The 14,420-nt window shown below is 36.8% G+C and carries 16 protein-coding genes; all 16 read right to left on the reverse strand.

What is annotated here, in order from left to right; genetic code table 11:
- The 16 genes from phoU to C8C76_RS08725 all read right to left on the reverse strand — a co-directional run bounded on the left by phoU (position 1) and on the right by C8C76_RS08725 (position 14,143).
- Positions 1 to 654 (reverse strand): phosphate signaling complex protein PhoU, encoded by a 654-nt coding sequence (gene phoU, locus C8C76_RS08650; protein WP_108140739.1) that lies wholly within the window; start codon positions 652 to 654, stop codon positions 1 to 3.
- Positions 655 to 770: 116 nt separating this feature from the next.
- Positions 771 to 1,808, reverse strand: a complete 1,038-nt coding sequence (locus C8C76_RS08655; protein WP_108140741.1) for a threonine aldolase family protein — start codon at positions 1,806 to 1,808, stop codon at positions 771 to 773.
- A 36-nt stretch (positions 1,809 to 1,844) separates the two neighbouring features.
- Positions 1,845 to 2,162, reverse strand: a complete 318-nt coding sequence (locus C8C76_RS08660; protein ID WP_258222462.1) for an AzlD domain-containing protein — start codon at positions 2,160 to 2,162, stop codon at positions 1,845 to 1,847.
- Positions 2,155 to 2,883: an AzlC family ABC transporter permease gene (locus C8C76_RS08665; protein WP_108140745.1), complete on the reverse strand. Its 729-nt coding sequence runs from the start codon at positions 2,881 to 2,883 to the stop codon at positions 2,155 to 2,157. The genes C8C76_RS08660 and C8C76_RS08665 overlap by 8 nt, the downstream gene beginning before the upstream one ends.
- 71 nt (positions 2,884 to 2,954) lie before the next feature.
- Positions 2,955 to 3,986 (reverse strand): ABC transporter permease, encoded by a 1,032-nt coding sequence (locus tag C8C76_RS08670; RefSeq protein ID WP_108140747.1) that lies wholly within the window; start codon positions 3,984 to 3,986, stop codon positions 2,955 to 2,957.
- 22 nt (positions 3,987 to 4,008) lie between these two features.
- Positions 4,009 to 4,947, reverse strand: a complete 939-nt coding sequence (locus tag C8C76_RS08675; protein ID WP_108140749.1) for an ABC transporter permease — start codon at positions 4,945 to 4,947, stop codon at positions 4,009 to 4,011.
- Between the two features lie 123 nt (positions 4,948 to 5,070).
- On the reverse strand, positions 5,071 to 6,618 hold the full coding sequence (locus C8C76_RS08680; RefSeq protein ID WP_108140751.1) for an ABC transporter substrate-binding protein: 1,548 nt from the start codon (positions 6,616 to 6,618) through the stop codon (positions 5,071 to 5,073).
- A 33-nt stretch (positions 6,619 to 6,651) separates the two neighbouring features.
- On the reverse strand, positions 6,652 to 7,428 hold the full coding sequence (locus C8C76_RS08685; RefSeq protein WP_108140753.1) for a gamma-glutamyl-gamma-aminobutyrate hydrolase family protein: 777 nt from the start codon (positions 7,426 to 7,428) through the stop codon (positions 6,652 to 6,654).
- Positions 7,429 to 7,560: 132 nt separating this feature from the next.
- Entirely contained in the window at positions 7,561 to 7,875 is a 315-nt protein-coding gene (locus C8C76_RS08690; protein WP_108140755.1) for an XdhC family protein, read from the reverse strand.
- A complete protein-coding gene (locus C8C76_RS08695; RefSeq protein WP_108140757.1) occupies positions 7,875 to 8,651 on the reverse strand; it encodes an XdhC family protein in 777 nt (258 codons plus the stop codon). Before C8C76_RS08695 ends, C8C76_RS08690 begins: the two co-directional genes overlap by 1 nt.
- A 63-nt stretch (positions 8,652 to 8,714) precedes the next feature.
- On the reverse strand, positions 8,715 to 9,494 hold the full coding sequence (locus tag C8C76_RS08700) for an ABC transporter ATP-binding protein (protein WP_108140759.1): 780 nt from the start codon (positions 9,492 to 9,494) through the stop codon (positions 8,715 to 8,717).
- Complete coding sequence (locus tag C8C76_RS08705; RefSeq protein WP_108140761.1) at positions 9,494 to 10,516, reverse strand: FecCD family ABC transporter permease; 1,023 nt, start codon at positions 10,514 to 10,516, stop codon at positions 9,494 to 9,496. Before C8C76_RS08705 ends, C8C76_RS08700 begins: the two co-directional genes overlap by 1 nt.
- A gap of 3 nt (positions 10,517 to 10,519) precedes the next feature.
- Positions 10,520 to 11,551 carry an ABC transporter substrate-binding protein gene (locus C8C76_RS08710; RefSeq protein WP_108140763.1) on the reverse strand — a complete coding sequence of 344 codons (1,032 nt, stop codon included), beginning with the start codon at positions 11,549 to 11,551 and terminating at the stop codon, positions 10,520 to 10,522.
- A gap of 126 nt (positions 11,552 to 11,677) precedes the next feature.
- A complete protein-coding gene (locus C8C76_RS08715) occupies positions 11,678 to 12,031 on the reverse strand; it encodes a winged helix-turn-helix domain-containing protein (RefSeq protein WP_108140765.1) in 354 nt (117 codons plus the stop codon).
- Positions 12,032 to 12,068: 37 nt separating this feature from the next.
- Positions 12,069 to 12,710, reverse strand: a complete 642-nt coding sequence (locus C8C76_RS08720; protein WP_108140767.1) for a nucleotidyltransferase family protein — start codon at positions 12,708 to 12,710, stop codon at positions 12,069 to 12,071.
- Positions 12,711 to 12,712: 2 nt separating this feature from the next.
- A complete protein-coding gene (locus tag C8C76_RS08725; protein ID WP_108140769.1) occupies positions 12,713 to 14,143 on the reverse strand; it encodes an alpha-amylase in 1,431 nt (476 codons plus the stop codon).
- Positions 14,144 to 14,420 lie beyond the last annotated feature (277 nt).

The raw sequence follows: 14,420 nt of genomic DNA on the forward strand, positions 1-14,420 counted from the left end.
TTAATACTTAACTCTTTTACCGGTAACAATAAAGATAGTCTCCTCACCAATATTAGTGGCATGATCTCCCACACGCTCCAGTGCCTTAGCTAAATTGATGTGTTGAACTATCTGCTTAATTTCAGTCTTATCATCTTTTTTGCTGATCATTTTTATTGCTTTATGGTAAATATCATCATAAAGATTATCTGCTTTTTCGTCCATTCTACAGGCTGCTTCTGCCAGATCAGAATTCCTGGTTGAAAATGACTCTAAAACTACATCCAGCATATCAGTTACAATATCAGCAAGTTCCGGAATCATAACCAGTGGTTTCATAATTCCATCATGCTTTAATTCCAGTAAAATATCAGCTATATTAGTTGCCTGATCTCCAATTCTCTCTAAGTCATTGGCAATTTTAATCATTGCAATACTAAACCAGGTATCAGCTGCCAGTGGTTGATCAAGAGTTAATAAGCGCGAAACTTCTTCCTCAATTGTAATTAAATAGTTATCCAGGACATCATCTCTTTCAATTATTTCGTGAGCTTTTTCAACATTAAGGTCTTCCATTGCTTTAATAACATTCTGCAGCATTTCCTCTGCAACTTCACTCATATCACTGAGATCACTAAGAAGCTGTTCACGCTTTTTTTCATACACCTGTTCCATTGGACTCACTCTCCTCTTTTAAATTTAATAAAGTTAAGTTTATCTTTTTTTTTAATTAAGTCATATTAAAATATTCTTGACAGAATGATAAAATCCTGCCTTTTTTTAAATTTAATTTAAGCAAAAATTTCTCTAGCAGTTTTTTCAAAATGTTTTACAGCATAACGAATATCTTCTAAACTTAAATCCAGATGAGTTACAGCACGCAATTTACCCTCAAGTCTGCTGACTCTGATTCCCTTTTTAAGCAGCTCATCAGCATAAAGATCTGCTTTACCATCAGCCACAGAAAAGAGGACAATATTTGTTTCAACTGTAGTAGGATCAATTTCCAGCCCTTTCTGATCAGCAATAGTCTCTGCCAGCATTTTAGCATGCTTATGGTCTTCTTTTAAACGGGTTACATTATGTTCTAAGGCAAAAATTCCACCAGCAGCAATAATACCTGCCTGCCTCATTGCTCCACCCAGTCTCTGCTTCCAGAAACGAGCCTCTTCAATAAATTCTGCTGAACCAGCAAGCACCGAGCCTACTGGAGCACCCAAACCTTTACTGAGATCAATCCAGATCGAATCAAAATACTGACCATATTCAGCTGGATCAACTTCTGCTTCGACTGCAGCGTTTAACATTCGTGCTCCATCCATATGCATCTTTAAGTCATTTTCGAGAGCGATTTCTGCAATTTCTTTGATTCTTGCTAAAGGCCAGATGCGTCCCCCACCCAGATTGGTTGTCTGCTCAATAGAAATCACCTTTGTTTGCGGACTGTGATAATCCTTTTCTCTAATTGCTTCCTTAACCTGTTCGGCAGTAAAAATCCCGCCTGTTCCAGCAAGTGGTTTAATGGAAGCACCTGAAATCACAGCCAGTGCAGCACTTTCATAATGAATCGGATGAGCAGTCTGATCCATAATTATTTCATCTCCCTGACTGGTATGAACAGCAAAAGAAATTTGATTTGCCATTAGACCAGAAGGTAAATATACAGCATCATCCTTACCCAGCATTTCAGCGGTCATCCGGCAGAGACGATTAACACTCGGATCTTCACCTAACTGCTCATCCCCTACCTCTGCTTCAGCCATAAATCTCCGCATATCCTGAGATGGTCTGGTACCTGTGTCACTAAATAAATCAACTTTTATATCCATTTCAAATCCCCCAATTTAAATTCTTTAAAAATAATTTTAAAATATCAATGATAATCCTAAATAGAAAATTAAACCCCCACTGACAGTATAAAAAATGTTTTTTGTCTTATAGGCCAAAAATAAAGTTGGAAAAAAAGCAATTAGAGCTGTATTTTCCAGGCTCAAATAAAGACTGCCCTCTTTTAAAAGTATCGAAGGCGCCAGTAAAGCAGCAAGTACAGCAGCTGGAATAAAGCTCAACCAGAGAACTACTTTCTCAGGCAGCTCCCTATTACCAAGTAGTGAGAGCGGCAGTACTCTCGGAATAAAAGTCACAACTACCATTCCAGCTATCATAATTATAAAATTAATCATTTCCACTGATATACACCCCTAAAAACGCTGCCAGTACAGTAGCTAAAATGATATTCCAGCTTCCCTCAACTGTCAAAGCAAAAAACAGTGACAGAAGACCGGAAAAAACTGCAACAATTATTTCACTTCTGGAACTGATCTGCATTACAAGCAGAACTATAAACATTGCCGGCAGGACGAAATCCAGAGCCCCACCACTGCCAAAATTGATAAATTCCGTCAAAAAAGCTCCTGCAGCCGAACTAAAAACCCAACCTAAATAAGCAGTGAAACCAAGACCAAAAAAATATCTCTGCTTTTTCTTTTTACTCTCCAGCTTACTCATTGCCACTGCAAAAGACTCATCAGTTACTAAAAATCCTAAAAAAGGATAATAATATAGCGGTAAATTTCTCAGATGAAGACTTAAAGAAGCGGATAATAAAAGGTGGCGTAAGTTAACCAGAAAAGTCATGGCAATTATTGCTGCCACCGCTGCTCCAGCAGTGATCATTTCAATTGCAACCAGCTGAGCTGAGCCCGCAAAAACAAAAATTGACATCGCTGTAGTCTGTAGTGGGCTTAGCCCCTTATTAACAGCAAGCATTCCATAAGCAATTCCAATCGGAAGATAACCTAAAATTATTGGCACTGCATCTTTTACACCGGCTTTCAAACTGGAATCATTTAATTTTGCTTCCATTTTCTTTTTATAACTTATACGCTCTTCTTGCTGTGACATGAATCTAATCGACTCCTCTAAAATTAAATTATCAAATGGAAAAAATTGGTTCCGTAAACGGTGGGGGTACATTAATCAAGCTGGCGTGGATCAAGAGCATCTCTTAAAGCATCTCCAAGCAGGTTAAAACTTAAAACCGTAATAATTATTGCCAGACCGGGAAAAATTGACATCCAGGGTGCCTGAATCAAATATTCCTGGCCCCTGTTTAACATTGTTCCCCAGGCTGCTGTAGGTGGTTGAATTCCCAGACCTAAAAAGCTTAAACCTGCAACAACTAAAATTGAAATACCAATTCTCAATGTAGCTAAAACTATCAGTGAAGAAATAGAGTTAGGCAAAATATGATTATATAGAATCCTTAAATCACTTGCCCCCAGAGCTTTAGCTGCTGATACATATTCCTTTTCTTTAATCTGTAAAACAATTGAGCGGGTCAGCCTGGAAAAATTTATTAAACCTGTTATTCCAACGGCTATAATAATATTAAAAATTCCTGTTCCCAGCGCAGAAATTATGGCCAGAGCAAGCAAAATAAAAGGGATGGAATTCCAAATCTCTATCAGCCGCATAATAACCATATCAGCTTTACCCCCATAATAACCGGCCAACAAGCCCAGGCTAACACCAAGACTGGCATTAACTAAAACCGCTGCAAACCCCACTCCCAAAGCTATCCGAGCACCGTAAAGAACTCTGGAAAACATATCTCTTCCAAAATCATCTGTGCCAAACCAGTGCTCTAAAGAAGGAGCTGAATAGGTCATATTACTGTAATCAATTTCAGTCGGAGAGTAAGGAGCAATAAAAGGCGCCATAAAAGCTGAGTAAAAGATTAAAGCCAGAATTATGACTGCAATCTTACCACCATAACCCTTATTAAATTCTTTGAACATTTTTGCATAAAGGGCGTTTTCCTTGAATTTGAGGAAAAAGCTCTTTTTTAACAACAGAAGTAAAAGTAAAATTATTATAAACACCGAAAAAACAGTAGCAAATTTATATTCCAGTTTACTCCAAATTTTACCCTCAATAATCCAGTTTTGATAACTTATATATATTTGAATTAATAATAGTATAAATAAAATTATTTTCTTTTTCAAATTTCAACACCTCATTCTACTTCTATTTATAGCTAATCTGGGGATTAATAAAAACATAAATGATATCTACCAGCAGATTAACTAAAACAAAGAGGATCGATAAAATTAAGATTGAACCAAAAACCAGAGGTTGATCTCTGGCCTCAACTGCACTAACAGCCAGCCTGCCAACACCGGGCCAGGCAAAAACTGATTCAATTAAAATTGCTCCCCCAAACATCATAGCCAGCTGATTTCCTATATTAGTTATAATTGGAATCAAAGCATTCCGAAAAGCATGTTTTAAAATAATAATTTTTTCCGCCACTCCTTTAGAACGCGCTGTTACCAGATAATCTTCTTTCATTATATCAAGCATTGAAGATCTCGTTATTCTACTGGTTGAAGCAATCATAACTGTGCTCAAAGCGAAAGCTGGTAAAATTAAATGTCTCAAACCGCTGAGAGTCCAGATGCGTCCACCATAACCCGAAGAAGGCAGAAAAGGTAAATAGACTGAAAATATATAGATAAAAATAATTCCTGTAAAAAAAGCCGGCACCGAAATACCAATAGTAGCAATAAACATACTGACCAAATCAAATAGCGAATTCTTTTTAACTGCAGCAATAACTCCTGTGGGGATTGCTACCAGAACGGCAATGATCATTGAAAGTAGGCCTAGTTCAATTGTAGCTGTTAGCCGGCGGCTGATAATATTTATTACTTCATCTCCATAATAGATAGAATCGAGTTCTCCTGTCAGGAAATTTCTCAGCATTAAAAAGTATCTAACATGAAATGGCTCATTAAAACCAAATTTTTCATTTAAAGCTTCCACTGCCGCTGGAGTTGCATTTGTACCCAGCATCATTGCGGCTGGATTTCCAGGAACCAGCTGCATAATTCCAAATAAAATTAAAGAAACACCAATCACAACCGGTATCAGCCAGAGCAGTCTTTTAATTATATAAGCAAACAAATTGTTCACCTCTTTCTAAAAAGACTATGCAGATAGACTTAACTATCTGCATAGTAATTTAAATGATTTATCTTTTTATTTATAAAGCTATTTATTCTGATTTGATTTTCTTAATCTCCTCAACTACTCCTTATAAACATTGGATGTTGGAGTAACCAGAGGAATCAAAAGTGAGTTTCCAGGTTCCAGTTCTCTAACATTGTCCTGCATTACATAGATCTGAGTAGAGTGAGCAAGTGGGTGGAAAACAAGATCCTCAACTAATACTTTTCTCAGAACTTTGTTGTACAGCTCTTCTCTTTCAGCCTGATCAGAAATTGCTCTTGCTTCTTCTAACCACTGATCTACCTCCTCATCTGAATAAAAAGCTCTGTTTAAAGCTCCACCTTCCTCAGGAGATTTAAAGAATCTGTATAACCAGTAATCAGGGTCTGGATCAGAAACAAATCTTAAGAAGAACATGCCAATTTCTCCACGGCCCAGCATATCCCACATTGTACCAAATTCCATTGCCTGTACTTCTGCATCAAGTCCTGCCTGATTTAAAGCAGTTACCATTGCTTCTGCAGTTTTAACCTGGTTTGGTCTACTGTTTGAAACATAGACCTGGGCTACATAATCTTCAGCAATCACACCATCAGCCTTCAATTCCTCAAACTTCTGTGCTGCTGCTTCCGGATCAAAACCAACGGCATTTTCCTTTAAAAATTCTCTCTCTTCCGGCCAGAGTGTAGGTGGTAACATTGAGTATGCTCTTTCACCTAAAATGCCGAAAACCTGAGGTATTATCTGATCAAAAGGAACAGCCTGAATTACAGCTTCCCTAAACTTACGCTCATGGGTGGGCTCCATCTCAAAATTAAAGCCTAAGAAATTAATTCCAGCACCTGCGGCCGATTTAACCTGATAGTCAGGATTATCAGTAAATGATTCCAGCTGTCCTACATCAAGATTAACACCGAAGTCAATTCCACCACTGCGGAGTTCCATTGCCTGAGTTGCAGATTCAGGAATTGATCGGATAACTAATTCTTTAATGTTTGGAACCTTATTCCAGTGATCTTCAAAAGCTGATAAAACTATCTGGTTACCGGCATCCCATTCTTCCATTTTGAAAGGACCGGCACCTATTGGACTGCGTCCAAGCTCTTCGTCGCCAACCTCTTCAGCATAATCTTTTGGAACTATACCAAAGGTCATAGCCAAAATAAATGGTGCATATGGTTCACTTAATGTAAATTTAATTGTATAATCATCCAGTACTTCAATACTTTCAACAGATTCAATTTTAGCTCTTAAACCTGAGCCATAATCTGGATTTAAAATACGCTGATAGCTGTATTCCACATCTTCAGCAGTCAGTTCCTGACCGTTGTGGAACATTACGCCTTCTCTCAAATTAAAAGTGTATTCCAGACCATCTTCTGATATTGTCCAATCCTCTGCAATACCCGGCACAATTTTATTTGCCTCGCCATATTCTACCAGTCCATCAAATAATAAAGAAGCAACTCTTTCGTTAACAGAAATAGTTGTTTCACCGGGGTCAAGATTACTTACCTCATCCTCAATCCCCATCACAAATCTTTCAGTTTCTTGAGCCTGAACGGCAGAAAAAACTGAAACCATAAATAAAACAACCATTAATAAAACCAAAAACTTATTTTTCATTATACTTCCTCCTTAAAATACTCTCTTAATTATTTACTTATTATTTTCTTTTCTAGTCTGATTCACAAAATCAACAAAATCTTTAAATAGTTTTAATTGAATGGGATCTTTAGCAGCCATCATCTCCGGATGCCATTGAACTCCAACTAAATATGGATAATTGGGATCTTCAATTCCTTCTACAAATCCATCAGGAGCAACAGCTGAAACCTTTAAACCTTCACCAACCTCATCCACAGCCTGATGATGATAGGAATTTACAGCTACCTCATCGCCAGCAAAAACCCTGGCCAACCTTGTATTTTCCTTGATTTCCAGCTTATGAGTTTTATAATATTTAGGAACCATTAAAGCCATATGAGGTATTTTACTTTCATCATTATTACCGCAGACATCAACCTTTAAAGTACCTCCATAGAGAATATTTAATAGTTGAAAGCCCCGACAGATACCAAGAATTGGTTTTTTCATTTCCATTGCCATCTGTAAAATTTTAAGCTCCCAGCGATCTCTCTCAGGTGAAATATTTCCCAGATACTTCTGCGGATAGGAATTATAAAGTGCAGGGTCAATGTCACTTCCCCCTGGCAGAACTACCCCATCAACTTCATCAAGGAATTCTCTAATATACTGCTCGTCTTCGCTCCTTGATTCAATATAGGGCATAATCATAGGTAAAGCACCTGCCATACTTAAGGCTTCAGAATAATCCTGAGTTACAAGAGAAAATTCTACTCCCTCGAGCTTATACTGCTCCCCCATTTTTTCTGTTGGAATTTTAAATGATGTAATCAAAATTTTTGGATACATTTTTTTCCTCCATCTAAATCAATATTTTCTTTAATATCCGTTTTTTAAAATTTTAGCTGGAAATTTATATAAAAATTATATCAATCTTTAGTAAATCTGTCAACTTTGAATAATCACTCTTAGCTGCTGGAATCAGCTAATAATTTGAATAAAAATATCTATCTGTCCACCACAAACCCATCCTATTTCAGCCGCCTCTTTACGGGTTAAAGTCAGTTTTATTTTTTTAGATTTTCCGCTCTTGATTAAGTCTAGAGATTTTTCGATTACAGTCTTTTCATCTTTTCCTCCGCCAATACTGCCAAAAGTATCTCCGTTTTCAGTAATTAACATTTCAGTCCCTGTATTGCGGGGAGAAGAACTTTTTGCCTGAACAATAAAAGCTCGGGCCAGTTTAATATTCTCTTTTTTTAAGCTGATAATTTTTTCTAAAATCTCTTTTCGCACTACCTATCCCTCCTGACAGCAACTATCTGGGCTGCAATTGCCACCGCAATTTCTGCAGGTGTCTCACTACCTATATCAAGCCCTATTGGGGCATGTACTTCTGCCAGTTTTTCTTCACTAATTCCATCGTCCTGCAGTTGATCATAAACTGTTTTGATCTTTCGGGAACTTCCAATCATCCCGATGTAAGGAGCTTCAGAATTAATGACATTTTTTAATACCTGATAATCATGCTGATGTCCCCTGGTGACAATTACTAAATAATCATTATCTCCAATTTTTGCACTGGCAAAATAATCACTGTAAGGTAGGAGCAAAAGCTGATCAGCGGTTGGAAATCTATCAAAATTCAAAAACTCTTCTCGGTCATCCACAACTGTAATACTAAAATCTAAAAGACTGCAGATCTTAACCAGCGGCTCTGCAATATGGCCTGCTCCAAATACTATTAAATGAGGCTGGTCAACTACCGGCTCCAAAAAAAATTCCAGTTTATTATCTGAGTCTAAATTAATCTCTTTTAGCTGAGAATCAGTATTTTTTTCTTCCCCAACAGCTAAAATTTGATTTTTCAAATCTGCATTTAGAAAAAATCTCTCCAGTTCATTTTCAAGCTCATCAGATGAAAACTCTATTATTCCCTCTTCATCAAATAAAAACATCTCACCAAGTAAATTTTCGGATATTTCTTCACTTTCAATATCTGTCAGCACCGCGGTCAAAATCTTTTTACTGCCCTGTAATTCGTTGAAGACTTTTTTAAAAAAGTTTTCCATCTACTCCACATCCCTTCATTTAAAATTCTAACTTCAATAATTTAAAGTTGTTTTTAGTGAAGTTCAAGCTTCCTGTCTCAGCAATCTACTTTTTTGAAAAGCCAGAGAAAAGATTGAGTTTTCTTTATTAATCTCTATTTCATAAGCTCTGCTCAAATTTTCAGCTGTCATAACATTTTCTACCAAACCTGCGGCAATAATCCTACCCGATTTTAAAATAATTACCCGATCTGAATACTGAGCAGCAAGATTTGGATCATGTAGAGCTGTTAGTACTGTTTTCCCTTTTGCGGTCAGTTCCCGCATAATCTTTAAAATAAGGTGAGTGTTTTTAAAATCAAGGTGTGAGTTTGGCTCATCTAAAAACAAATAACTGCTTTTCTGCATCAAAGCCCGGGCTATCAATACAAGCTGTCTTTCTCCACCTGAAATTTTATTAAAGCTTTTATTCTTTAAATCTGATATCTCAAGCTCAGCTAGAATATCTTCTGCCGTCTGCCTCTCTTTTTCTCCCGGTTCTTCAGAAAATGCAAGCCAGGGATTGATTCCCATCAAAACCATGTCCAGAACCTGGTAATCAAAAACATTCTGACTTTCCTGAGGAACAACAGCAATTTTTTGAGCAATTTCTTTTTTAGTCATCTTTTTTATATTTTCTCCATCGAGTAGTATTTTTCCTGCATCAGGAGTTAATAATCCCTGCATACACTGAAAAAATGTGGTTTTACCAGATCCATTTGCCCCCAGAATAGAGATAAAGTCTCCTCTTTCTGCCTTGAAATTTATATTTTTTAAGACTTTTTGGTCAGAATAAGAAAAATTAAGATTATTGCTTACTAACATTAATTCCACCCGCTCTCTTTTTTGGTAATTAGTAAATAGGCAAAAAATGGAGCTCCAATTAAAGCAGTTATAATACTAATTGGAATTTCTGCCCCACTTATCGTTCGGGCAAGGTTATCCATTAAAAGAAGGCTTAAGCCGCCCAGCAGTGCAGAAGCAGGCAGATAATACTTATATTTATTTCCAACTATAAACCTTGCAATATGAGGAATAACAAGCCCAATCCAGCTAACCTGTCCGGCGGCAGCAGTAGCTGCTGCAACCATGATTGTTGAAAATACAATTACAATCATTCTTATCTTTTCTGTATCAACACCAAGAGCCGCTGCTTCTTTTTCCCCTAAAGAAAAGATATTCAGCTGCCAGCGTAAAAATAGAATTACTGTTAAGGAGATAATTACTACCGGTAAGAGCAGATAAAATTCCTGCCAGCCGCTCCGGGAAAATCCGCCCATTAGATAAAAAACTATTCCCGGTAGATTCTGCATCGGATCTGCCAGATATTTTAAAAGTGAAACCAGGGCATTGGCCAGTGAAGAAACAACTATTCCGGCCAGAACCATAAACATTGCATTTTTTCCTCCCGTGAGCTTGCTTAACCAATAAGTTAAGGCAACTGCTGCTGTACCGGTAATAAAAGCAATTAAATAAACATAAAGAATTGAACCACTGCTGTAAAGTAATCCCAGCGCCACTCCCAACCCCGCCCCAGCTGAAACTCCTAAAATATCAGGTGAGACCAGCGGGTTGCGAAAAATATTCTGGTAGGCAGCTCCACTGATCGAAAGAGCAGCTCCTACAAGTACAACCGTTAAAATTCTGGGCAGGCGAATATAATAAAGCACTGACCAATCAGGATTATTAAATAAGATCTCATAATCTCTACCCAATAAATTATTACTAATAGCTACCAGGTCAGATATGCTGAGCTCATAATTGCCGATCATCATTGAAATTAAAATTAAAACTATCAAGAGCAGACCGGTTATAAATATTTTTTCAGCAGCGGTTATCTTCCTCATCGCTTAAAACGCTCCTCCCAATTCAGTAAATGTTTTTCCGTATAATGTTTGATAAAAATTGTTAACCTGTTTTTGATAATCTATGTCCTGATACTTAGCTGGATAAGCTTTTTTTGCCAGCCAGAGCTGCGCAATAAAAGCTGACGGGGAGGGGAAATCCCATGGTTCTAATTTTGATGGAACTCGATAAAGCTCGTTGTTTTTGAAAGCACTTACATTTTGATATTTATTTTCTTGGGCCAGTTTTTCTAAATCTCCATTAAAATACTGAGAAACAATTACCAGCTCCGGATTCCATTCCAAAATATTTTCAGCCGATACTGTAAGAAATCCTGATTTTAATTCTGCTGCTGGATTTATTCCACCTGCATTTTCAATCAGAGCTGTCTGCATCATTTCCGCTCCAACAGAATCAGTAAATTCGGAGTTAGCAAAGTACATTTTTTTCTTTTTTGATTCTGAAAGCTCAGCTGTTTTTTTAGTTAAACTATCAATTTTATCATAGGCAGCCATCACTTCTTTTGCTTTCTCTTCTTTGTTTAGAACTTTTCCCAGAAGTTCTGTGGTCTTTCGAATCTGATCCAGACTTTCAGGATTTATAATTATTGCTGTTACACCCTGTTCTTTTAATTTTTCTGCTGTTTCAAGAGCATCACGATGAGGGTATAAAATAACTAAATCTGGATTTACACTCATCGTAGTCTCTAAATTAATTCCATTTCTTTTTGAGCCAACCTGTGGCAGGTCAGCTAGTTCGGGTTGTATATTAATAAATAAAGGCTGTTTATCTGTCTTAACTGAAACACCTACCAATTTATCTCCTGCATCCAGAGCCAGCACAAACTGGGTCGCTGATTTATATGTAGTTACAACTCGCTCAACATTGTCGGGGACAGTTATTTCTCTACCCATCATATCAGTAAAATCGCGCTCCGCTTCTGCCCTGAATAGTGGACTAAAAAGTAAAAGCAGACTTAAACTAAAAATTGCTAAAATCATTTGCCAGTTTACTTCAAAATTTTCTTTTTTTAACATCAAACCACTCCCTTTTTCGTTATGTGTAACCTCATATAACGATTACATTATAACATAAAAATTCAATTAATTCAGACATTATTTCAAAAACTGATTTTAAGCTGTAAACAGAAATATCTAGACAATCTATTTATTTAATATTTCTTTGAATTCCTGATCAAAATATTTATTTTCCAGTTCAGAAAGACATTTTTGAGCTTCTTTTCTAAAATCAGAAAATTTTTTAGTTAAAATCCTACCTTTCTCCGTAAGTTCAGAGCCTCCACCACTACTGCCGCCCACTTTTTTGTTCAGTAATTTAAATCCCAGCCTTTTTTCAAGCTTTTTTATCAGCTTCCAGGCCTGACTGTAAGACATATTAATTTCAGCAGCTGCCTGGCGTAATGAACCCAGCTGATCAACAAGTTCTAAAATCTGGCAGGGCCCATCACCAAAAAGTCTTTCCTCTTCTTCCAGCCATAATTTATAGTTTAAGCGCATTATTTCTCCCCTCTTTGAAATATTAAGCCTACTGAGATTAATCTTTTAAAACTCTCAGTTTATAATTATTTTCTTTATATTTTTGATAATCTTTTTTTAAATCTAAATCAACTGTAATTTCTGGCTGATCAGATGAATAATGAAAGATTTTATCAGGGAATACTGCAAAAAGATTGCGCAGTCCCCCTTCTCCTTTAAGTTTTAGAGCTTCCTCCCTAAAACAGTTTTTTATTAACACTGGATGACCCTTCTGTCCCTGATATTCCGGTAAAAATATATCTGATTTTAACTCCAGGCATTTTTGATAAAATTCTTTATAGATTTCAGGACCAATAAAAGGCTTATCTGCAAGTGTAAAAAGCAGATACTGATTATCCTGCGGCAGTTCATAAAGTGCCGTTTTAACTGAAGACATCATTCCCCGCTTATAATCATCATTTTCTATAATTTTAAGAATTCCACTCTTCAGTTCAGAATAATATTTTTTCTCTAAGTAGCTTCTTATTCTCTTTTTTTGCGCCCCAATAACAACTTTAAGCTCTTCATCCACAATTTCAGCAGCCAGTAAATTATCAATGGTTTTCCCCAAAATAGTGTTTTCTTTTTCCCATTCAAGAAGCTGCTTTAATTCTCCCATCCGCTTTGCTTCGCCAGCTGCTAGAACTACTGCTGTCAGCATAATTAATCTTTCACCGGAACCCAGACAGAATAGCCCTCTTCAGCTGTAGCTTTAACTTTAAAAATTCCATTAGCTTCTGCATCAGTCATAATTTCTTCTTCAATATGGCCAGTATAATCATAATAACGGGTTTCCGCTCTGCCTGTATTAACACTTTTTTCAATAATCTTTTCACTTTCATGCTGAGTAATCATCATTACCAGGCCACTACCTGGATGTTCATCATCTCCAGTCCGAATGTAGGAATAAGTGTTTTTATCATTTGATTCACTCTCATAGGCATCTCCATAGGCAAATTTTTTGCGAGCTGCAATCAAAGTATCCAGCCTTTCTTTTAAACCGTGACTGTGATAATCTTTCCAGAAAACTGTTGGCACCCCATCTCTGCGCATTAAAATATAACAGTAAGCCTGCATTTTGCGGTGAACAATTGCCTCAGTTCCATATTCATTTGTCCCATCACGCTCTGTATCATGATTTTCAACAAAGGTAATTGCCCTGTCTCTAAAGTTATCCTGATTGACCAGGCCTTTTTCTCCCAGCCAGCGCATATCAAGCTTACCCTGCATCATTTTTACAAAACTTTCCCTGAGGGGAAAATCAAAAACATGTAGTTTTTCCTGACCAACTGTATTCAAATAATCTGCCAGAGTTTCAGCGCTATTAACCCAGGCTTCACCTATGAAAAAAAGATCCTTATCTGTACTCTGATTGACCTCTTCAATAAAATCATGAATCATTCCATTATCAACATGTTTACTTGCATCAAAACGGAAGCCATCAAATCCAATCTCATTTACAATCCATTTGCCCCAGTTAATTACATCTTTTTTAATCTCCTGATTCTCATAATCTATGTCAGCCCCCATCAGATAATCCTCTTCATAAGAATCATCCCATTCCTTGCATTTAAAAAGAAATTCTCCAGCCCGCTGTGTTCTTTCGTCCCAGTCAACACCATCAAAAACTCGCCAGTCCAACTTTAAACTGCTATATTCGTCTCCTCTACCCTTAAAGTTGAAAATAGTCCAGACCTCAGCTTTGCTGTCATCTTTAAGCTTAACCAGCTCTTTATCATCTGCACCTAATCTGTGATTTAAAACTGCATCATAGAGAACTTTGAGACCATTTTGATGGAGTTTTTCAACTGCCTTTTTCAGCTCTTTTTTAGTTCCATACTTTGTTCTTTTAGTCCCCTTCTGTTTGAACTCCCCCAGATCCCAGAGATCATAAGTTCCATAACCAACATCTTCTGCACCTGCTGCCCCTTTATTAGCAGGCGGCAGCCAGAGAAAATTGAAACCAACTTCTGCAATCTCAGCTGCCTGTTCGGCCAAAAGATTCCATAAATTAGCTTCTTCGGGATATTCTTCTGCATATTTACCACTATTCATCTCCCAGTAAAAAGTCTGTAATATAATAGGATTTTCCAATTTAGGCACCCCCAATTTAATCTTCAGCTTAATTAAACTTTTATTTGAATTATCTAAAAACTTTAATTAAAGTTTTTACTTATTATTTATCTTATCATAAAATGAATCTTATTTACATAATTCGACAGGTTCACGGTGCGTGAACATAAATAAACATAAACGAACAGAAATAAACAGTTATAAGAACAAAATGGCCTAACGGCCACCCTACTATAGAAGTTAATTAATATTTCTTTAGTAGGGTTTTATCTTTCAAATGTGTATTTAAACTTCATTT

Source organism: Halanaerobium saccharolyticum (assembly GCF_003053565.1).
Classification (GTDB): Bacteria; Bacillota; Halanaerobiia; order Halanaerobiales; family Halanaerobiaceae; genus Halanaerobium; species Halanaerobium saccharolyticum_B.